The organism is uncultured Parabacteroides sp. (genome assembly GCF_905196875.1).
Taxonomy (GTDB): Bacteria; Bacteroidota; Bacteroidia; order Bacteroidales; family Tannerellaceae; genus Parabacteroides.
Window position 1 is genome coordinate 38,334 of record NZ_CAJJWO010000031.1, and the last position, 20,662, is coordinate 58,995.

Here is a 20,662-nt window from a genome sequence, read left to right on the forward strand (position 1 = left end):
ATGAACTTTTTGGAAACGGAAGATGTGGTAAAACAGTATGCCAATCATCTTGCCCTGAACAAAGTCAGCATCCAGGTACCGGAAGGAAAGATATTCGGACTACTCGGACCTAACGGTGCCGGCAAAACCACACTGATCCGTATCATCAACCGCATCACGGCTCCCGACAGTGGGATCGTTCGTTTCAACGGACGTGAATCGCAGCCAGAGGACATATACCAGATCGGATACCTGCCGGAAGAACGTGGTCTTTATAAAAAAATGAAAGTCGGCGAACAGGCGATCTACCTGGCACAATTGAAAGGATTATCGTACCCAGAAGCTCGTAAACGCCTTACCCGGTGGTTCGAAAAGTTCGACATCATGCCCTGGTGGAACAAGAAACTGGAAGAGTTGTCGAAAGGGATGCAACAGAAAGTTCAATTCATCATTACGGTTATCCACGAACCGGCACTGCTTATATTCGACGAACCGTTCAGCGGTTTCGACCCGGTGAATGCAGAACGGCTGAAACAGGAGATCCTGGAACTGAAAGAGAAAGGCCATACCATTATATTTTCTACCCACAATATGGCTTCGGTCGAAGAGATATGTGATAATATCGCCCTGATCAACCGGTCGCAGGTCGTACTTTCGGGGAATGTAACGGAAGTAAGGAACCGTTTCCGCAACAATACGTTTACCCTGCGTATCACTTCCGACAGCTCTCTGCAGGACGACCAGACAAATATCTTCACGTTACTTTCCGAAAAGGAACAGAGCGGGATACGCGAACTTCAGATACACAAGGCCGAAGGTATCAGTAATTCCACCTTACTATCCGCCCTTTCGGAACAGGCTGAAATTCTTTCATTTGCAGAAGAGCTACCATCCATGAACGATATATTTATTAACACCGTATCAGGTACAAACACGACACAGGCATGAATAAAATAGGACTTATAATCAAAAGAGAGTATTTGCGCCGGGTAAGTAAAAAGTCGTTTATCCTGCTTACGTTACTGACTCCGTTCCTGTTCGCCGCATTGGTATTTGTTCCATTATGGTTATCCACGATCAAAGGAGACGAAGTGCGCAATATTGCCATTATCGATACGACCGGGAAATATGCCCAACTGTTTGAGAATAACGAAAGTTTCCACTTCATCCATAGCGACAAGACGTTAGACGACTATCGCCGGAACAGCGACAAGGAAATATTCGCTTTCCTGAGTATTACAGATGATCTGTTGAACAATCCAAAGGCAGCAACCCTCTACTCGGAAAAACAGGTGCCTGTCGAACTGAGCCGGTTGGTCAACCAGACATTAAGCAAACAACTGGAAAGCGAAAAGCTTGCTTCCTTCAATATCCCCAATCTGAAAGAGATCATTAAGGAAAGTAAGATCAACTTCAATATACAGACTATCAAATGGAGTGAGGACGGGCAGGAAAGTACCTCGTCGGCCACCGTAGCTTCTGTGATCGGAATGGTATTTACCTTTATTATCTACATGTTTATTATGATGTACGGAGCGATGGTGATGCAAGGCGTCATGGAAGAAAAGACGAACCGTATCATCGAAGTAATGATCTCTTCCGTACGGCCGTTCGACCTGATGATGGGAAAGATTATCGGTATCGGTTTCGTCGGCCTGACACAGGTATTCCTGTGGGGTATTATCACGACCATACTGGTTAGCGTAGGTGGTTTTATGTTCTCCGGTGGAGTCGATGTGGCATCCCTGCAAGCCGGGCCTCAAATGGGGATGGTGGATGCGAATGCACTGGCATCTTCTTCGGGCAATGAGATTATGGGGATTATCAATTCGATCAATATCGCAGAAATCGGTATTTCCTTTATTATCTACTTTATTGGCGGCTATATGTTGTATGCATCCATATTCGCGGCTATCGGTTCGGCTGTAGACAGCCAGGAAGATACACAGCAGTTTATGGCGCCTGTTACGATCTTTATGATCTTTGCGCTGTATGCCGGCATTTACAGTATGGAAAATCCGGATGGGCCGCTGGCTTTCTGGTGTTCGATGGTTCCGTTCACTTCACCGATCGTCATGATGGTACGTATCCCGTTTGAAATTCCTTTGTGGGAAAAGTTATTATCGGTCTCTTTATTGTATGCTTCCGCCATCGGCATAGTCTGGCTATCCGCCAAAATATACCGGGTAGGTATCCTGATGTACGGTAAAAAGCCGAGTATCAAGGAAATGGTGAAATGGATCAAGTATAAATAATATGGACTCAACGATATCACTCATATTAAGCCGTCACGGAGAGACGGAAGAAAACAAACTGCGTATCATGCAAGGACAAATGCCCGGTCATCTCTCCGAGTTGGGAAAACAACAGGCGGAGCAACTTGCCGACCTGTTGGAAGGAGAAGAGATCGACGTGATTGTCAGTAGCGATCTGGCCCGTAGTTACGACACTGCTATGGCTGTTGCCCGGCGCAAAGGACTGGAGCCTGTCCAGACTCCCCTTCTCCGCGAAATGGATTGGGGAATCTATACCGGAAAGGTCGCCAATGAAATGGATTTCAAGAATCTGCCGGAAAGTGTGGAGAGCGTGGAGGCATTATACAAAAGAGCCGGAGAGTTCCTGCAATTCCTGCAAACGAAATTCCCCGGCAAACGTATCCTGGCCATCGGACACGGCGGGTTCAACCGGGCCATTATCGTACGGATAGAAAAAAGGCAGCAAGAGGATATCCTGAAGCTGCCAATTATGAAAAACACAGCTTGCCTGCATTTTTCGATATAAAACCGAATTTGTTTATACCTGTGGTTGTACGACACTGAATGTGCCGGATGCTTTGCTGACGAGCTTATCGTCGCAGTAAATCTCGCACTCGCTGAAATGTACATGCCGTCCGGGTTTGATAACCGTGCCTCTGGCAATCAGTTCTTTTCCCCAGGCTGCCCGCAGGAAAGAAACTTTCAGTTCTGCTGTCAGCACATCCTTGTCCAGCGGGGTCATCGTATAAGCGGCAAAACCTGCGATCGTATCCGCCAGAGCAGCCAACACACCACCGTGGATAACACCGCTGTATTGGCGTTGTTCGTCATGCAGGGGCATACGCGCCTCAACGATCCCGTCTTCGACAGTGGTGAATTGTACTCCCAGATGATTTACATAGGGATTGGTCTTCACTCTGTCGAGCAATCTTTCTTTTACTTCTGTATTCATTATTTTTACTCAATTAGTTGGTCTCATTCTAGCGGATGGTGATCTTGCAGTCGTCCAAACTGTCGATAATAGCCAGGCTTTCCACATGGATACCTGATTCCCGCAAAGCTTTTCCTCCATCCTGAAATGCCTTTTCGATAATAAAACCCATACCGGCAATCGTTGCGCCTGCCTGCCCGGCCAGGTCGATCATTCCCATAGCGGCATTACCGAATGCGAGGAAGTCGTCGATAAACAGGATATGGTCGTCTGCCGTCAGAAAATTATTGCTGATACAAACAGAATAATCACGGTCTTTGGTGAAAGAGTGAACTACCGTGCTCAGCATATTCTCCATTGTCTTAGGTTGCTTCTTCTTTACAAATACCACAGGCAGTTGCAGGATATATCCGACCATGATAGCCGGGGCGATACCACTTGCTTCGATCGTTACGATCTTATTGATATGCTCTCCTTTAAATCGATTGATAAATTCTTCGGCAACCTTATACAGAAGCATCGGGTCCATCTGGTGATTAATAAAACTATCCACTTTCAGGATACCTCCCGGATAACATCTGCCGTCTTGCAGAATACGCTGTTTGAGTAATTCCATTTGTTTTTATTGTGTTTTATCTTCTTTATCTTCCTTTACACGAATGAATATATTAGCTATAATTGCAGTCAGACCGCCGGTCGTAATACCGGATGCAAAAATACCTTTTATAGCCTCCGGAGCCGTTTTCAGGATATCCGGCATTAATTCCACTCCTAATCCGAGAGAAAGGCTGACAGCCAAAACTAATGTAGCCTTCCGGTTAATCTCCTGCGAAGCAATAATACGGATACCCGCAGCGGCCACAGTACCGAACATCAACAAGGTTGCACCTCCCAATACAGGGTCAGGCATTAATGAGAACACCACACCTACAATCGGGAATAATCCCAACAGGATCAGCATTCCGGCTATGTAGTAACCTACGTACCGACTGGCAACGCCGGTAAGCTGGATAATTCCGTTATTCTGTGCAAAGATAGAGTTTGGAAATGAATTAAAGACACCGGCAACAAAAGAATTTACGCCGTCGGCCAATACACCGCCCGATACTCGTTTCAGATATCCCTCACCCTCAATGGATTTACCTGAAATCATAGAATTAGCAGTAACATCGCCGGTAGCTTCAATCGCAGTGATCAGGTAAACCAGGCCAATAGCAATAAAAGAAGATATATTAAAATCCAGTCCATACTTAAAAGGCATCGGGATATTGAACCCGACCAGATTCTGGGATGCGGCGGCACTCATATCGACCATTCCCAGTGCAAAAGAAAGCCCGTAGCCGATACATAAGCCCAGCACGATGGAACTCATGCGCAGGTATTTATTCTTACAACGATTGAAGAATAACACACTTAACAGGACTGTTGCTGCTACACCTATATTTTTCAGGCTTCCGAACGTACCGTTATCCATAGCGGCAAAACCACCTCCGCAGGATACTACCCCTACTTTGATCAGACTCAACCCGATCAGCAATACTACAATACCAGAAACAAGCGGGGTGATAATAGAACGCATATACTTAAATGTACGGCTGATAACCATCTCGACCGGGGCAGCAGCCATACAAACACCAAAGATCAGTGGCAAACCGCCTGCCAGTCCCGCCGAAATGATCGGGCCGATAAAAGAGAAGCTTGTTCCTTGAATACAGAGTAGCCCGGCTCCTACCGGGCCTATCCGTTTACATTGTACAAAGGTTGACACACCCGAAGCGAAGAGAGCCATCGACACCAGAAAACCGGTTGTTTCGAGATCGAGTTTCAAAGCTCCGGCAATAATAAGAGGCGGAGTGATAATCGCGACAAAAATAGCCAGTAGATGTTGCAAGGCTGCAAACAAAGCCTCTTTCAAAGGCGGACGGTCATCTATGCCATAAATCAGATCTGTTTCTTTTACCGGAATGATAGTCTCTTCTAACTCTTCTGTGTTAATCTTCATATTTACTTTTTATATATTACAATTTTAAATCCTGGAGGGTTTCACCTTTGACATTCAGTACCCGCAACGTCATTTCCTTTCCTTTCTTCTGAAGAACCATGACTGTTGCTCCGTCCATCCGGTAACCACCCCCTACAACAACCGGGAAGTTGTTATTATTGGCTTCTCCCTTCGGATAATAAGCATGGCGATGCGTATGCGCATTGATACACACATTGAACGGGGCCTTAGCCAGTAAACCTCCCCATAACTCCAGACAAGGATTATAGCGGTCTACATCTTTTCCATAAATAGGTACATGGTGGATCAAAACGCGTTTAGTCGCTTGTTTGAAAGGTTTGGAAGCCAGTTCTTCTTTCAGGAAACCGACCTGTGCTTCACGCAAAGCGGAAAAATCGTTCAGTCCGTAATAGACCCAGAAATCATCGGGCTTGTCTTCACCGCAATCGAGCATAACGATACGGGTATCTCCCCAGTTAAAGGAACCATATGTTTTATCTCCTACATAGTCAAACAGGTTACGCAGGCCGATCGAATAAGCATTTCTGATCTCATGATTTCCACGCAGATAGAAGACGGGGATATCGGCAGCACCGACTGTCTCGTTCAGTTCCGAAAGAAAATGAGTTGCTTCATCGTGATTGGCCGGGTCATCGATACAGTCGCCGTTGAAGATTACGAAATCATAATCTACATCCTTTACCTGTTTATACAAAGCCTGTAATGTTTCAGAGTGTTTGTGCAAATCATTGAAGATAATTGCAGTGAAATCAGTCTCCGAAGAGGTTGGCAACGTGAATGTATGGAAATCCGAAACGGCTGTTTCGCCGAACACCTTTTTATATGCCTGATAAAGCATGATCTCCTGTGAACAGATACGGTAATAATAGGTTTTACCCGGTTCCAGATTATCCAGTCTTATTTTATTTTGCAGGTCATTACAAATAACCTGTCCGTCGACGATCGTACGGGCTTTCTTCAATTGGTTCTTGTCCGTGCCATATTCTACCCAACTGTAAGTAGGTACGGTTGTCTGCCACATAACAGTGATACCGTTCCCTACCGGGTTCTGCAGATAAGGCTCTGTACGGAATATTTTAGCAGCAGGCTGCATAAAAACAATATCCGTAACGATCGGACGATGATCCGAAGCGGCCGGTTCGTCTACCACCCAGGAAGAAAGACGGGTAAAAGCGGTAGTATCTTTTGCATAAGCAGCAATATAATCGATTGTTTCCGTCGGTTTATCGGCAGGCCAGGTAAACTGTTTGGTATTGGAAAGGATAACAAAATCCTTTTCCAGGCCTTTTATCACTTCCGAGTCGGGATGAGCATTCAGGTCGCCGGCTATAAATAAAGGTTTATTTGCCTTAGCCGCTTCTTTACGAATAATTTCCAGTGAAGCAAGGCGATCTTCCCCAGTCAGGGAAAGGTGAGTACAACAGTAGATATAATTTTCAAATTCAACGATCAGCAGAGCACGCGCTTCTTCTCTTCCCGGCAGAGGCAAGTAACGGGTAGTAAGCGGTTTTTCTTTGCTCAACATACCGATCCCGTATTTACCACCATCATAATCGATAGCCGGGGCATACGTTGGATACATCAAAGTTTTTTCGCCCAGAATACGTAGCACATCCATCTGTCCGCTTCTTCCGGTTACGCTATCCACTTCCTGTAAAGCAACGACATTCGGACGCACTTTATTAATCACATCGGCCGTACGCTGATAGTTTGAAACATCATCCATCCCCTTTCCGTTGCGGATGTTATAACTCATAATACGCAAGGTATTATTCTCCCTCGCTCCATTCTCCTGTGAATGAAGACTACATAATGGCAGTAACATAAAAAGTATTGCCATTAACCCGCTACTGTGTTTCATGATATTTAATTTTAGTGGTTTATTATTCCATTACCTCTTTCAAGTCCTGTTCAAACCGAGCGATATCTTCTCCGGTCGTATCCCAGGAAGTTACCAGGCGTGCCTCGTTGTTTTCTTCATTCCACATATAGAAGAAATAACGCTCCAACAGCTTCTTTAAGGGTTCGGAAGGGATTGTAAAGAATATCTGGTTTGTTTCCACCTTTTGAGTAAACTGTATCTGAGGATATTGCTTGAGAGCTTCCGCCAGTTTAGCAGCACTGATATTGGCTTTCATAGCGTTTTCAAGCCACAGGTTATTCTCCAGATAGGGAATGAACTGAGCTGATAAATAACGGAGCTTGGAAGCCAGTTGAGCTGATTGCTTTCTGTAATACTGCAAATTTTCCGTGATCTCAGGGCGAAATGAAATAACAGCTTCACCCATCATCATACCGTTCTTTGTTCCACCAAAGCTAAGGATATCCACACCTGCATCTACCGTAACCTGTTTCATCGAACATTTCAGATAAGCACAGGCATTTGCCAGACGGGCACCATCCATGTGAAGATACATATTGTGGGCATGCAACAGATCGGCTATAGCCTTCACCTCTTCTATCGTGTAAACGGTTCCCAGTTCAGAGACCTGCGAAATATAGACAGCTTTAGGTTGCGAATGATGGCATACGCCAAAATTGTGTAAACGGGGTTTGATCAGTTCAGGGGTCAGCTTCCCGTCTGTTGTCGGAATAGTAACGACAGCACATCCGGTCATCCTTGCCGGAGCACCGCACTCGTCGACATTAATATGTGCCGTTTCAGCACAGAGTATACTATTGAAAGAATGTGTAACGGCCTGCAGAGCTACCGAATTGGCTCCGGTCCCGTTAAAAACAAAGAAAGGGGACGCCTCTTCGCCAAATATACTTTTAATCTTCGCTACTGCGGCTGTTGTCCAGGGGTCATCACCATAACCTATTGCGTGATCCTCATTTGCCTTAATCACGGCTTCCATAATCAACGGATGAACGCCGGAGTTGTTATCACTTGCAAAACTTCTCATTATATTCTTGATTTTTGCGGCAAAAGTACGGATTTATTCATTAATATGTCATTTTTATAATCCATATATTAAAAAAAGAAGGAGCACTCTTTCGAACACTCCTTCTTTTTATTAACTTGTTTGTTAGAATATTAACCATTATCCAAGGCGAAAATCCTTCAAAACTTTCTGCAATTCCTGGCGGGCAAAGAATATACGACTCTTTACTGTTCCCAGCGGTACATTCAATTTATCTGCGATCTCATTATATTTATAACCACTCAAAAACATTGAGAAAGGAACTTTCAGTTCATCGTTCAATCCATTGATGGCCTTGGTGATCTCTTGAATCTGATAGGCTCCGTCCGGAGAGTCAAATCCTGAATCATTTACGACGTCCAAATTATACAAATCGACACCTTGGTCTACTACTGTTTGCGTACGAACTATCTTATGATAATTATTAATGAAAATGTTACGCATGACGGTCAAGACCCATCCTTTGAAATTAATATTGTCAACGAACTTTTCCTGATTGTCTAAAACCTTCAGCGTTGTGTCTTGCATCAAATCTTGGGCGTCATCCCGATTTGCAGTGAGCATTAGTGCAAAATTCATCATGTTTTCTTGCATGCTCAGTAATTTTTTCTGAAATTGCAACGCATTCATACTATTACTTATTTATAAAAGGTTAATACCGGTTAAGTATTGCCTCCCACTATCGAGAGACAATACAAATATAGGAATTTATTCTGAAATAAATAAGGCATTGAGGAATATTAATATTAAAAACCGTAACTTAATATATTTATAGTAAATATCACTGAGAATGAACAGTATTTGCAAGTTAAAGACTTGTGATATTATAAAATTTACAAGTTTCAGGTTACAATTTTCAACAATGTATAAAAAATATAGATAATTAGACAAAATGATGAAAAATTCAGGAATCTTGTGCGTGTTATTAATACTACTGGTAACAACCTCTGTTTCAGCAGCTAAAGACACGCCACTCATTTACCAGATTGATATAAAAAAAGAGATAGATAATACGACTCGTATTTATCTTAGTAACGGATTGACAGAGGCTAACTCGCTGGGTGCCGACGCTGTCCTGATCCACATGAACACATATGGAGGATTGCTCGAAGCAGCAGATTCAATGCGTACGGCAATCCTGTACAATCCGGTTCCCGTTTATGTTTTTATCGATAACAACGCAGCCTCAGCCGGAGCACTCATTTCGATTGCCTGTGAAAAAATCTTTATGAGGAAAGGAGCCAATATCGGTGCAGCTACGGTAGTCAATCAGACCGGAGCCGCCATGCCCGACAAATATCAGTCGTATATGCGTTCCATGATACGTTCCACAGCGGAGGCTCATGGAAAAGACACGATCATCCAGGGAAAAGACACCACTTTTAGATGGAAAAGAGACCCTCTGATTGCAGAAGCAATGGTAGACGAACGGGTAGTCATCCCTAACCTGATCGATACAGGAAAAGTACTCACCTTCACCGCTGACGAAGCGCAACAGTGGGGTTATTGTGACGGGATAGCAGAAACTCCCGACGAAGTAATCACCAAATATCTGGGATATAACACCTATGAATTGAAAACATATAAACCTTCCTGGTTCGACGATCTGAAAGGTTTCCTCATGAATCCGATGTTACAATCACTGCTTATCATTATTATTATAGGTGGGATTTATTTTGAAATGCAAACACCGGGATTAGGGTTTCCGTCGGCGGCAGCAATTATTGCCGCTATCTTATATTTTGCACCTTTGTATCTGGACGGATTGGCTCAAAACTGGGAAATATTGGTATTTATCATCGGATTGTTACTCATTGCTGCAGAAATATTTGTTATTCCCGGCTTTGGGATAGCCGGGATCAGTGGTATAATTTTCCTGGTTGCAGGCCTGACCCTCAGCCTACTCAATAATACGGATTTCAACTTTGAAGGCGTTTCTACCAAAGAAATCGGAGAAGCCTGCCTGACAGTATTGGTCGGACTCGGTCTCGGATTCGTTTTAATGATCTGGTTATCCAATAAAATCGGAGCAAAAGGTCTGATGCGGAAAGTGGCACTCCACAAAGATCTGGAAGAAGCCCACTCCTCTCCTTCCCTCACACCTCTTATCGGAAAAGAGGGAACAGCCTTTACAGTGCTCCGTCCTTCCGGCAAAGTAATCATTGACGACGAATTATACGATGGTGTATCCGATTCCGGCTTCATAGAAAAGGGAACAAAGGTCAAAGTCGTTCGTTTCGAGAATGCCCAGATATACGTAGAAACATTACATTTATAAAGGTAGATCTGCCCCCGGTATACGCTGATACAGGATACGCTTGTCTATAACCACATACTGGAGGGCATCGATTGCCAGCAGATCACTCAGGATATTCTTGGCCGTGTAATAATTTACGCGGCCTACCCGGCAAAGCTGGCTAACATTAATATATGGGTGCTCGTCGAGATAGACAAACAAACGTTCCACAGGCTTACTTATCTTCAGTAAAGTTCCATCCGGCTTATGCTTCTTTTCCCAGGACAACATAAGTACTTCATTCGCCAGGATGTTTTCATCTGCTACACGGATATAGGCTTTATATTTATCTTCTTTATCTGGTGCCAGATGAGGTTTCTCTTCACTGGGTGCTATATAAACCTCCAGCACTGTTTTTCCGTTTATCTCCCAACGGATAGCTTCAAAAGGGACCTCCGGACGGGTGTACATTTTCGAAGCAGCCTCTATCATATAATATTCTTCTTCACTTCGGACGCCGGATATATTGCCGTTGTCTTTCACTCCTATCAGCAACCGACCGCCATCGGTATTGGCAAAAGCAGACAAGGTGCGGGCTATCTTTTTACTGTCGCTCACCTCGAACTTAAAATCGAGTTGTTGATGCTCGCCCTGTTCAATCAATGCTTCTATCGGATGTTTCTTCTTCATTTTGGCATATTATTTGACCGGCAAAATTAAAATAAATGTCTAACTTTGCCAACGGAAAAAGAATGAAAGCATGTCTCAGATTCCTTCATTAATTTCAGACCTGGCAGTAATATTGATTTCTGCGGGGCTTGTCACTTTGCTTTTCAAGAGATTGAAGCAACCAGTCGTACTTGGCTACATTGTTGCCGGAATTCTGGCCGGACCAGCCATAAAAGAAATTCCCACCGTTACAGACATAGAAAGTATCCGCATTTGGGCGGATATAGGTGTTGTGTTCCTGCTTTTTGCGTTAGGACTCGATTTCAGTTTCAAAAAACTGATGAAAGTCGGGGGGACTGCTGTTATCGGAGCAATAACGGTCGTGATCGGAATGATGACATTCGGATATATCACAGGCCTTTCGTTGGGTTGGGGGCATATGAACAGCCTTTTTCTGGGTGGGATGCTTTCCATGTCGTCTACAACAATTATATTTAAGGCCTTTGATGATATGGGACTCCGCAACCAGCGGTTTGCAGGTGTTGTATTCGGAATTTTGGTGGTAGAAGATTTATTTGCCGTCCTGTTGATGGTACTGCTTTCCACTCTGGCCGTCAGTAAGCATGTCGAAGGTATGGAGCTACTGGACAGCGTGATCAAGCTCGGCATTTTCCTGCTTTTCTGTTTTGTTGTGGGTATTTACCTGATTCCCTCTTTCCTGAAAAGGGCCAGAACATTTCTCAATGACGAAACATTACTGATCGTCAGCCTCGGCCTCTGTCTCGGTATGGTGATGATTGCGACTAAAGCCGGATTCTCCTCAGCATTAGGAGCCTTTGTAATGGGATCGATCCTGGCTGAAACGATCGACGCCGAACATATCGAACATATAGTAAAACCGGTAAAGGATCTTTTCGGAGCCATCTTCTTTGTTTCGGTGGGCATGCTGATAGATCCGGTATTGCTATGGGAATATAAAATACCGATTCTGATATTAACAATCGTTGTAATGGTTGGACAGATATTATTCAGCAGTTTCGGTGTCCTATTATCAGGGCAGACAATAAAAGTCGCTATCCAATCCGGTTTTTCACTGGCACAGATAGGTGAATTTGCCTTCATTATTGCCTCTCTGGGCCTGACTCTTGGAGTGACGGACAATTTCCTCTATCCGATCGTTGTTGCTGTTTCTGTTATAACGACCTTTTTCACTCCGTATATGATACGAATGGCTGAACCTGCTTACAAAATAGCAGAACGTACCATTCCTGCCAGTTGGAAAAGTTTTCTGGAACGTTATTCCTCCGGTTCGAATACGATCCGGCAGAAAAGTGCCTGGAACAAGCTATTGAAAGCGCTGATACGTATTGTCGGAACTTATACAGCAGTCACACTGGTTCTGATATTTATCTGGTTACAATTCATCGCTCCATTCATTATCAGCAAGCTACCCGGCATACGAGGAGAAGTCATCTCCCTGGTCCTGATCCTCATATTGATCTCACCGATGTTACGGGCGATCATGATGAAAAAGAACCACTCCGCCGAATACGAACAATTATGGCACGACAGTAAATACAACCGTGGCCCGCTGGTTTCCCTGATCGTATTACGCATCATATTATGCATAGGCCTTGTAATGCTTCCTGTCGCGCGCCTGCTGAATGCCGCTGCCGGAATAGCTTTTGCTATCGCTGCAACAGTAATAACCCTTGTAATTCTCTCTAAATGGCTCAAAAAGCAATCGATCCTGATGGAGCGTCACTTTTTCACTAACCTCACAGCACGGGAAATGGAAAATGAACGCAACGCTCCCATCAAACAAAAGTTTGCAAGCCACTTACTGGAACGTGATCTCCATCTGGCCGACTTCGAAGTCAAACAAAATTCACCCAGTATGGGAAAGACACTGAAAGAATTGAATTTCAGGCAAAAATGTAACGTAAACATCGTTACTATCATCCGGGGAGACCGACGTATCAATATCCCGGGTGGAAACGAACGACTTTACCCTTTCGACAAACTGATCGTAGTCGGTGCAGACGACGAACTGAACCACTTCCGGCAATACATAGAAGAGCGTTATAAAGAATCGTTGAGTAACCGACAGGAAACAAAAGAGGTAAACATGGAGCAGTTCTTCATCAGCGAAGGTTCCGGACTGATCGGACGAACCATTCTCGAATCAGGAATACGTGACAATTCCGGCTGCCTGGTCATCGGTATCGAGCGGGATGCCCATTCGATCAAAAATCCTCCTCCTACTACTGTCTTTGAACAAAACGATATTGTATGGATTGTAGGTGAACACGAAAAAGTGGTACGTCTCAGTGAAGGAAAAACAGTAAAATAACGATATAATAAACAAATAAATAACCGGAGTATGAAATTTATCGGAATAATACCGGCAAGATATGCCTCAACCCGCTTTCCGGGAAAGCCTTTGGCTGATATGGCCGGAAAGCCTATGATACAACGTGTTTATGAACAAGTAAAAGATGTTCTGGATGCAGTATGTGTTGCAACTGACGACGACCGCATTGAAGCAGCTGTAAAATCTTTCGGCGGAGAAGTTGTTATGACTTCCGATCAACACCGAAGCGGAACAGACCGTTGTTACGAAGCTTATACTAAAGTAGGTGAAGGTTACGACGTAATCGTCAATATTCAGGGAGACGAGCCTTTCATCCATCCGGAACAAATAGAAACATTGAAAGCCTGTTTTTCGAATGCCGACACACAAATCGCCACCCTGGTGAAACCATTCCGTCCGGACGATGACTTCGAAACGATGCTATTCAATGCCAACTCACCGAAAGTCGTCCTGAATAAAAACAGTGAAGCCATGTACTTCAGCCGTTCGATTATCCCCTACATGAGAGGCAAGAACTACCAGGAATGGCTACCCAATCACACCTATTATAAACATATCGGATTATACGCCTACCGCGCCGATACACTAAAAGATATTACCCGCCTGCCACAATCACCGCTCGAACTAGCCGAAAGCCTGGAACAGCTCCGGTGGCTTGAAAACGGATATAAAATAAAAGTCGGCATTACTTCACAGGAAACGATCGGCATCGACACCCCGGAAGACATGGAAAAAGCCCTGGCTTTCCTTAGGGAACAGCATGGCTAAAAACAGAAGCTATTACAAATAACACCAGCAATCCGGACATGATAGACACTGACCATACGTTGGCAGGCAAATGCCGGATTGCCTTGAACTGTGTAATAACCAATACAGAAGCAATTGTTATAGCCGGAAAGAAGGCCGGAAGCCACGGACTTGGATATTGATATGCCTCTGCTTCCGAAAGAGCATATACACTTTTAAGAAATTCAGGTAAAACAATCCCTGTTATCAGTAGTAAAGCCCAGTACACCCATCTTTTTTCTCCTATCTCCGCTTCATACAGCAAGACCAGGATGACATAAACAAACAGCCTGCTGCCAACCAGCGCATACACTATAAACAATAAGGCAAACCCAACCAGCATCGACAACCGTTTTTTCTTTATAGCCATATAGCCACAAAACAATAATAAAACAATCACCAGCGATAAGATAGAAGCCAAATGATACCTCTGGCTGCAATAACTACCCCACTCCAGCACGACAGGTAGCAAGGCATATAAAAAAGCCATCTCTCCTACATGAAAACGTTTCAATATATAAGTAAAAGCCCACCACTCTAATAACAGGACAAGAGTAATCAACAAGGCGCCTCCACCGATAGGAACCATTAAAGATGAGAGTATTTTAGCCAAAGAACAAGCCAGCAATGCCGGTTTACCCTGACATTCGGACACAGCATCGGATAGCGACGATAAGTCAACGACCTGCTCCTTTTCAAACAAATGATCTGAACCGAAAAACTGGAAAAAAATGATACATGATAATACAAAGACCCCAGTTACAACTCCTTGTAAAAGCATTTCTTTCTTACTCATCTTATATGTTTTTTAGAAACGACAAAACAAGATTCTGCCGTCGATCTGCAAAAGTCGTCAACAATAACCTAACAACCACACGTTGACCAATAACCTAATATTGCAAATATATGAATATAAAACAACAAATCTCACGTCCAAGCATTCAAATTCAACAATCTGATCAAAATATGCAATCTTTTTATTAACATCTTCAACTTTAAGAAAAAGAAAAGGTGTGCCTGACCTCTTGGGTCGACACACCTTTTCTTTTATACTAACCCAAAAAGGGTTTTATCTCTTTTTCTGCTGTTGTTGTTTCTTTAACTGCTCCTGCTGAGCACGTTGAGCTTCTTCCAAACGTTTCATGAAACCTGATTTTTTCTGCGGTTTCTTCTTGTTTGCTTCCAGTTTAGCCAGCAACTTATCTTCATTGATCGTATAACGGAACACTAATGTCTGAACGATCGTGATCAATGTAGAGATGAAGTAATAATAAGTCAAACCTGACGCATACTGGTTAAAGAATACCAGGAACATCAGTGGCATCATATACATCATAGCCTTCATACCCGGCATTTGTTGCTGCCCGGTATTAGTCATTTCCATATTATACTTGGTATAGATAACATTGGTAATCGTCATCAGTAAACAGAATAAACTGATATGGTTACCGAAATACGGAGTAATAATAGGTATGTATTTGTTCCAACTGAAGATTGCATCATAAGTCGACAGGTCATGCGCCCAAAGGAAACTCTGATGACGCAACTCGATAGCAGACGGGAAGAACATGAACAGTGCGATCAACACCGGCATCTGCAATAACATCGGGATACAGCCAGCCATCGGACTTGCCCCGGCACGACTATATAATTCCATTGTCGCACGCTGGCGTTCAACCGCTTTATCCTGTCCCGGATATTTAGCATTCAACTCTTCCACCTGAGGACGCAATACACGCATCTTTGCAGATGACATATAAGACTTATAGGTCAATGGGAATAAGATCAATTTCACGATTACCGTCATCAGGAAGATGATCAAGCCATAGCTACTGATATATTTACCCAGGAAATCGAACATCGGAATAACGAAATACTGGTTCACCCAACGGAATACGCTTGCACCCAGCGGAACCAAACGTTCCAGATCCAACTGATCGTCCGTAGGAACACCTTTATCAAATGATTTCAACAAGGTATAGCTATTCGGTCCGAAGAAATAACGGAATGTCGTTGCTTCATTTCCCCTCAAGTCGAAAGGGACAGCAGTCGCAGTCTTAAATTCTTTTACAATACCGTCTGCCTCGACCATCTTTGAATCGAAAGTCGCACTTTCGAAACCTTCTCCGGAAATCATTACAGACGAGAAGAACTTATCCTTATAACCGATCCATTTCAGACGGCCCGATACCTTCTTATCCTCACTTTTGCTTTCGCTCAACTGCTCTACGCCATCGGCCAGGAATTTATAATACAAAGCAGTATATCTGTTTTCGTATTTGATACCCTGTTCCTGTTGGCGAATCTTCTGTTTCCAGACCATATCCAAAGCAGTTGTGCTTGGAGCCAGTACACCGTTCAGACCTGAACCTTTAATGTCGAACTGAACCATATAATCATCCGGCTTGATCGTATAGATAAAGTCCAGCGAACTACCCTCACCAGTATTCAGACGCATGATCAACTGATTCGGATCTTGTGTCTTTACCGGAGTAAAATACATTTCACCGGTATTCAATACACGGTTAGTAGCCGTCACCAACGTAAAATCAAGCGATGCATCTTTTCCTTCGAAAAGAACCAGCGGCTTATCATCGTACGTTGTATAATCTTTCAGGCGAGCGTAAGAGATACGTCCCCCTTTATTGCTGACATGAAGTTCAATGAGATTATTTTCCAAAACAGTAACATCGTCGGTACCTGTCATTGCGTCGGCAAATACTCCGAAATTACTTTTCAGCCGGGCCTCTCTCACAGAATCCGGCAAATTATCAAAAGAGTTATCAGCTATGCTTTTGCTATCCTCTTTTTGCATATCAAGCTGTTTGCTCAGTTCAATCTGGGCGATTGAGTCCTGATAACGGCGCTGCGCTTCCAACTGCTCAGGCGTCGGTTTGTTTAACCAGCTGAATGCAAATAAAACAATACCAATAAGCAGAAAACCTAATAATGTGTTTTTATCCATCTATAACGTTCTTATTTATTATCAATAGCGGCTTTTACAAAGCTGACAAAGAGTGGGTTCGGATTAACAACCGTACTGTTATATTCCGGGTGGAACTGAACACCTACGAACCATTTAAGTGCAGGTATCTCAACCACTTCAACCAATCCTGTTTCGGGATTTTCACCTGTACACATCATACCGGCAGCTTCAAACTGTTCACGATACTGGCCGTTGAACTCGAAACGATGACGATGACGTTCCTGGATATGTTCTTTACCGTATGCTTTATAAGCTTTGGAATCTTTTTTCAAAATACAATCGTATGCCCCCAGACGCATAGAACCACCCATATTGGTTACGTTCTTCTGCTCTTCCATCAGGTCGATCACTTTATATTCCGTATTCGGCTCCATCTCGGTAGAGTTGGCATCTGCCAAACCTAATACATCGCGTGCAAATTCAATAACCATACATTGCATACCCAAACAGATCCCCAGGCAAGGCACATCGTGTTCGCGTGCATATTTCAATGCAGCAAACTTACCTTCAATACCTCGTTGTCCGAATCCCGGAGCGATCAGGATACCGTCCATATCCTTCAATTGTTCGGCTGCATTCGCTTCGTTCAGTTTTTCAGAATGGAACAAATGTAGATCCAGTTTACGGTCGTTGTAAATTGCAGCTTGCAACAACGATTCATCGATCGACTTATAAGCATCTTGCAATTCTACATATTTACCCACCAAACCGATCTTAACCGTTTCGGTAGCATTGGTCTTCTTCTGTAAAAACTCCTTCCAAGGCTTCATTTCAGGAGTCGGACCTACTTCCAAGCCCATTTTTTTCAGGATAGTTACATCCATATTCTGACGCTGGAGAACCAGAGGAACTTCATAGATTGTCGGTACGTCGACAGACTGAACGACTGCATCTGCATCCACATTACAGAACAAAGCAACCTTACGTGTGATGTCATTGCTCAATAAATGTTCGGTTCTCAATACCAGGACATCCGGTTGGATACCCAGTTCCTGCAATTGTTTCACGGAATGCTGTGTCGGTTTTGTCTTAAACTCTTTTGCAGCCGCGATGTAAGGTACATAAGTAAGATGTACACACATACAGTTCTTACCCAGTTCCCATTTCAACTGGCGTACACTTTCGATGAAAGGCAGTGATTCGATATCACCTACCGTACCTCCGATTTCAGTGATAACAAAGTCAAATTTATATTTCGAGCCCAACAGTTTTACATTACGCTTGATCTCATCGGTAATATGGGGAACCACCTGTACTGTTTTACCCAGGTAATCTCCTTTACGTTCTTTATTTATTACACTTTGATAAATACGTCCGGTAGTAATGTTGTTCGACCGCGTGGTCGGCACATTCAAGAAACGTTCGTAGTGTCCCAAATCCAGGTCCGCCTCATGTCCGTCTACGGTTACATAACATTCACCGTGCTCATAGGGATTCAATGTTCCCGGGTCGATATTAATGTAGGGGTCAAACTTTTGGATAGTAACCTTATAGCCTCTTGCCTGAAGGAGTTTACCCAATGATGCAGCAATAATTCCCTTACCTAATGAAGAGACTACGCCGCCCGTAACGAAGATGTACTTTGTATCTGCCACGATAGTAATATTTTAATTGTCTTTATTTGCTCACTCGCATTTCCAAACTGCAAAGTTAGTCATTTTCGTTCAGACGGCAAGGGTCTCGGATATTTTTTCAAATATGACAGTAATCATCTATTATACCTACGCCATAAAACAATCATCCACAAGTACAACTTTGCTATCCAACCAGCCATAGATGGATAGAGAAAGAATAGTTTCATAATCAAATAAAAGTCTTTTCTCTTTTTCCACAAAAAGGTCTTTATTTCCTTTTTGCTCCAATAATAATCATAGAAAATAGCTTTAACCTCCATTTTCTTTTGACTCATACACTCCAGAAAAAAAGAGAAGAACATCAAATACACTCTATCTTTAACGGCTTGACTATAAGGATACATGTCCAAAAGAGAAAAGACTGACCTGATCATATAAAACTTATGTTTCCAACTAATTTCATCATTCCGTTTGGTTATAGAACCTGTATGCCTAACATAATTATACAGACAAGCATCAACCACTACCGGTTTCTTTACTTTCGGCAAAATCTGCATAGTTGTAAATAGATCTTCTCCTATAACAAGAGGTTTATAAGCGATTCCATCAAATAATGAACGTCGTATCAATCGCATACACAATTCAAATCCTCCACGAAGCATACAAAGAAACAAATCCTGTCCTGATAATCCTTTAAACCGATTATTACGCCGAACTTCATATCGCTCATTTCCGACTACTTCATAGTAATTAGCAACAACATAATCCGCCTCTTGCTTTATGACTTCATCATATAACATTTCTATCGCATCCGCTTCTACATAATCATCCCCATCCAAATGAAAAATATATTCACCTTTTGCAATATCCAGCCCAGATTTACGGGCATAAATCAATCCCTGGTTTTCTTTTGTAATTACTACCACACGATCATCCTTTTCTGCATATCTTTGAATAATACGAGAAGACTCGTCAGTCGATCCATCATTAACCACGATGATCTCCATATCACGAAATGTCTGATTAACACAGGACGATAAACAAGCATCAAGGTAGGGAGCTACATTATATACCGGTATAATAACCGAAACTTTTATATCCATTCGATTTATTTTTTATTTGTTAATCCTATTTATTTATATTCAATGATTTTACTCTTTATCTGAAAGAAATATTGCATTTTATAAAGACCGAACAATAAACCGGCTTTTCCATCCAATATTCCTAATCTCAGAAAATAGGCATAGAAAAAATACAAAGGAGCCAAGAACCAGCTATCCAGCAGAAAATATTTTACTTGCTGTCGGAATGTCAAACGAATCTCCGACTTTACCAATTGATAAAAACGATGCACCTCCCAGGTAGAATAGGCATTATGTTTAGCTATATAGTGTTCCAGTCCCTTATAGTCATTATGTATCAAAGGAACAGGTAAGACACCTACTTTACCCTCTATAATAGGATGTTCATGAATTTCCATATCCAGATACGACCAGGTATGTTCGTCTATATACTCATACTCTCCCTTATCTCTCCTGAATAAAGACAGTTTACGCATCTTCACTCCATACTTCAACTGTCTACCCATAAAATGATCATTGTAATAGATCCAAAAACCACTGTAATCCGTCTGTGCGATTTTCTCTCTGACACAAGCCCTAAAATCAGCTGTGACCGATTCATCCGCATCCAGAAACAACACCCACAAGTTCTTCAGCGGTATATTCCTCAATACCCAATTCCGCTTCTTCGGGAATTGCCCGTTCCATGAAAAGTCAATTAAACGGTAACCATATTCCTCTACAATCTGCGGAGTTCTATCCGTACTATGCGAATCGACAACTATAACTTCCGAGAAATCTTTTAATAAAGACAAACATCGAGGCAAGTTCTTTTCTTCATTTTTGACCGGAATAACTACCGAT

The 20,662-nt window shown here is 43.0% G+C and carries 18 protein-coding genes; 6 read left to right on the forward strand and 12 right to left on the reverse strand.

The window, feature by feature from the left end; genetic code table 11:
• The 3 genes from QZ076_RS11960 to QZ076_RS11970 are packed head-to-tail and all read left to right on the forward strand — an operon-like array spanning position 1 to position 2,760.
• The gene (locus QZ076_RS11960) at positions 1-927 is read left to right on the forward strand and encodes an ABC transporter ATP-binding protein (protein WP_293713541.1); all 927 of its coding nucleotides are present in this window, start codon (positions 1-3) and stop codon (positions 925-927) included.
• The gene (locus QZ076_RS11965; RefSeq protein ID WP_293713542.1) at positions 924-2,234 is read left to right on the forward strand and encodes an ABC transporter permease; all 1,311 of its coding nucleotides are present in this window, start codon (positions 924-926) and stop codon (positions 2,232-2,234) included. The genes QZ076_RS11960 and QZ076_RS11965 overlap by 4 nt, the downstream gene beginning before the upstream one ends.
• A 1-nt stretch (position 2,235) precedes the next feature.
• Positions 2,236-2,760 (forward strand): histidine phosphatase family protein, encoded by a 525-nt coding sequence (locus tag QZ076_RS11970; RefSeq protein WP_293713543.1) that lies wholly within the window; start codon positions 2,236-2,238, stop codon positions 2,758-2,760.
• A 12-nt stretch (positions 2,761-2,772) separates the two neighbouring features.
• On the opposite strand, the gene QZ076_RS11975 is transcribed toward QZ076_RS11970, so the two are convergent.
• From QZ076_RS11975 to QZ076_RS12000, 6 genes are all read right to left on the reverse strand, one after another.
• Complete coding sequence (locus QZ076_RS11975) at positions 2,773-3,186, reverse strand: PaaI family thioesterase (RefSeq protein WP_028728583.1); 414 nt, start codon at positions 3,184-3,186, stop codon at positions 2,773-2,775.
• 28 nt (positions 3,187-3,214) lie between these two features.
• Positions 3,215-3,781, reverse strand: a complete 567-nt coding sequence (gene xpt / locus QZ076_RS11980; RefSeq protein WP_028728582.1) for a xanthine phosphoribosyltransferase — start codon at positions 3,779-3,781, stop codon at positions 3,215-3,217.
• 6 nt (positions 3,782-3,787) lie between these two features.
• Positions 3,788-5,167 carry a nucleobase:cation symporter-2 family protein gene (locus tag QZ076_RS11985; RefSeq protein ID WP_293713544.1) on the reverse strand — a complete coding sequence of 460 codons (1,380 nt, stop codon included), beginning with the start codon at positions 5,165-5,167 and terminating at the stop codon, positions 3,788-3,790.
• A 16-nt stretch (positions 5,168-5,183) separates the two neighbouring features.
• The gene (locus QZ076_RS11990) at positions 5,184-7,013 is read right to left on the reverse strand and encodes an endonuclease/exonuclease/phosphatase family protein (protein WP_293713555.1); all 1,830 of its coding nucleotides are present in this window, start codon (positions 7,011-7,013) and stop codon (positions 5,184-5,186) included.
• Positions 7,014-7,071: 58 nt separating this feature from the next.
• Entirely contained in the window at positions 7,072-8,094 is a 1,023-nt protein-coding gene (locus tag QZ076_RS11995) for a low specificity L-threonine aldolase (RefSeq protein ID WP_293713545.1), read from the reverse strand.
• 138 nt (positions 8,095-8,232) lie between these two features.
• Positions 8,233-8,742, reverse strand: a complete 510-nt coding sequence (locus tag QZ076_RS12000) for an RNA polymerase sigma factor (RefSeq protein WP_028728578.1) — start codon at positions 8,740-8,742, stop codon at positions 8,233-8,235.
• 262 nt (positions 8,743-9,004) lie between these two features.
• On the opposite strand from QZ076_RS12000, the gene QZ076_RS12005 reads away from it, so the two are divergent.
• Positions 9,005-10,390, forward strand: coding sequence for an NfeD family protein (locus tag QZ076_RS12005; protein WP_293713546.1), 1,386 nt, complete (start codon positions 9,005-9,007; stop codon positions 10,388-10,390).
• Here the strand turns inward: QZ076_RS12005 and QZ076_RS12010 are convergent.
• Positions 10,385-11,038: an ATP-binding protein gene (locus QZ076_RS12010; protein WP_293713547.1), complete on the reverse strand. Its 654-nt coding sequence runs from the start codon at positions 11,036-11,038 to the stop codon at positions 10,385-10,387. The genes QZ076_RS12005 and QZ076_RS12010 overlap by 6 nt on opposite strands.
• Positions 11,039-11,108: 70 nt before the next feature.
• Between QZ076_RS12010 and QZ076_RS12015 the strand changes: the two genes are divergently transcribed.
• Both QZ076_RS12015 and kdsB read left to right on the forward strand, forming a co-directional pair.
• Positions 11,109-13,370, forward strand: a complete 2,262-nt coding sequence (locus QZ076_RS12015) for a cation:proton antiporter (protein WP_293713548.1) — start codon at positions 11,109-11,111, stop codon at positions 13,368-13,370.
• Positions 13,371-13,400: 30 nt separating this feature from the next.
• Positions 13,401-14,159: a 3-deoxy-manno-octulosonate cytidylyltransferase gene (kdsB, locus tag QZ076_RS12020; RefSeq protein WP_293713549.1), complete on the forward strand. Its 759-nt coding sequence runs from the start codon at positions 13,401-13,403 to the stop codon at positions 14,157-14,159.
• On the opposite strand, the gene QZ076_RS12025 is transcribed toward kdsB, so the two are convergent.
• From QZ076_RS12025 to QZ076_RS12045, 5 genes are all read right to left on the reverse strand, one after another.
• The gene (locus QZ076_RS12025) at positions 14,140-14,973 is read right to left on the reverse strand and encodes a DUF6057 family protein (protein ID WP_293713550.1); all 834 of its coding nucleotides are present in this window, start codon (positions 14,971-14,973) and stop codon (positions 14,140-14,142) included. The two genes, kdsB and QZ076_RS12025, sit on opposite strands and share 20 nt — an antisense overlap.
• A gap of 273 nt (positions 14,974-15,246) precedes the next feature.
• Entirely contained in the window at positions 15,247-17,142 is a 1,896-nt protein-coding gene (yidC, locus tag QZ076_RS12030) for a membrane protein insertase YidC (RefSeq protein ID WP_293713551.1), read from the reverse strand.
• Between the two features lie 11 nt (positions 17,143-17,153).
• Positions 17,154-18,758, reverse strand: coding sequence for a CTP synthase (locus tag QZ076_RS12035; RefSeq protein ID WP_293713552.1), 1,605 nt, complete (start codon positions 18,756-18,758; stop codon positions 17,154-17,156).
• A 113-nt stretch (positions 18,759-18,871) separates the two neighbouring features.
• Positions 18,872-19,840 carry a glycosyltransferase family 2 protein gene (locus QZ076_RS12040; protein WP_293713553.1) on the reverse strand — a complete coding sequence of 323 codons (969 nt, stop codon included), beginning with the start codon at positions 19,838-19,840 and terminating at the stop codon, positions 18,872-18,874.
• 29 nt (positions 19,841-19,869) lie between these two features.
• The coding region (locus QZ076_RS12045; protein ID WP_293713554.1) for a glycosyltransferase family 2 protein at positions 19,870-20,662 on the reverse strand (793 nt) is incomplete at its 5' end.

Coding starts and splice junctions, on each gene's coding strand:
- QZ076_RS11985 (WP_293713544.1), bottom strand. CDS start 5,167: ATGAAGATTAACACAGAAGAGTTAGAAGAGACTATCATTCCGGTAAAA.
- QZ076_RS12000 (WP_028728578.1), bottom strand. CDS start 8,742: ATGAATGCGTTGCAATTTCAGAAAAAATTACTGAGCATGCAAGAAAAC.
- yidC (WP_293713551.1), bottom strand. CDS start 17,142: ATGGATAAAAACACATTATTAGGTTTTCTGCTTATTGGTATTGTTTTA.
- QZ076_RS11990 (WP_293713555.1), bottom strand. CDS start 7,013: ATGTTACTGCCATTATGTAGTCTTCATTCACAGGAGAATGGAGCGAGG.
- kdsB (WP_293713549.1), top strand. CDS start 13,401: ATGAAATTTATCGGAATAATACCGGCAAGATATGCCTCAACCCGCTTT.
- QZ076_RS11995 (WP_293713545.1), bottom strand. CDS start 8,094: ATGAGAAGTTTTGCAAGTGATAACAACTCCGGCGTTCATCCGTTGATT.
- QZ076_RS12040 (WP_293713553.1), bottom strand. CDS start 19,840: ATGGATATAAAAGTTTCGGTTATTATACCGGTATATAATGTAGCTCCC.
- QZ076_RS11975 (WP_028728583.1), bottom strand. CDS start 3,186: ATGAATACAGAAGTAAAAGAAAGATTGCTCGACAGAGTGAAGACCAAT.
- QZ076_RS12010 (WP_293713547.1), bottom strand. CDS start 11,038: ATGAAGAAGAAACATCCGATAGAAGCATTGATTGAACAGGGCGAGCAT.
- QZ076_RS12025 (WP_293713550.1), bottom strand. CDS start 14,973: ATGAGTAAGAAAGAAATGCTTTTACAAGGAGTTGTAACTGGGGTCTTT.
- xpt (WP_028728582.1), bottom strand. CDS start 3,781: ATGGAATTACTCAAACAGCGTATTCTGCAAGACGGCAGATGTTATCCG.
- QZ076_RS12005 (WP_293713546.1), top strand. CDS start 9,005: ATGATGAAAAATTCAGGAATCTTGTGCGTGTTATTAATACTACTGGTA.
- QZ076_RS11965 (WP_293713542.1), top strand. CDS start 924: ATGAATAAAATAGGACTTATAATCAAAAGAGAGTATTTGCGCCGGGTA.
- QZ076_RS12015 (WP_293713548.1), top strand. CDS start 11,109: ATGTCTCAGATTCCTTCATTAATTTCAGACCTGGCAGTAATATTGATT.
- QZ076_RS11970 (WP_293713543.1), top strand. CDS start 2,236: ATGGACTCAACGATATCACTCATATTAAGCCGTCACGGAGAGACGGAA.
- QZ076_RS11960 (WP_293713541.1), top strand. CDS start 1: ATGAACTTTTTGGAAACGGAAGATGTGGTAAAACAGTATGCCAATCAT.